The sequence below is a fragment of the Akkermansia sp. KLE1798 genome (genome assembly GCF_001580195.1).
GTDB classification, from domain to species: Bacteria; Verrucomicrobiota; Verrucomicrobiia; order Verrucomicrobiales; family Akkermansiaceae; genus Akkermansia; species Akkermansia biwaensis.
In genome coordinates, this window is record NZ_KQ971091.1 from 1 (window position 1) to 231 (window position 231).

At 61.5% G+C, this 231-nt stretch carries 1 protein-coding gene; it reads left to right on the top strand.

The genetic code is table 11. From position 1 onward, the window contains the following. Positions 1–231: hypothetical protein (locus tag HMPREF3039_RS14180; protein ID WP_197457900.1), on the top strand; the 231-nt coding region annotated here is incomplete at both ends.

Below are 231 nucleotides of genomic sequence, written 5' to 3' on the forward strand. Positions count from 1 at the left end.
CCATCGACGAAAGCTCGATCAACAGGACCTTTGACGAACTCACGGACATGGTCATCACGCCCAAGGTTGGCTACCCGAACGCGGATGCGGCCAAGGGCTCAGTCTTTACGGCGGCACCCGGCTACCTGATCCAGTCGGACGTGCTTGCGGTGCTGGGCAACATTCTCACCACGCGCGACGACACGTTTACAATCCGCGCCTACGGGGAAGTGACGAGCCGGGAGGGAGTGG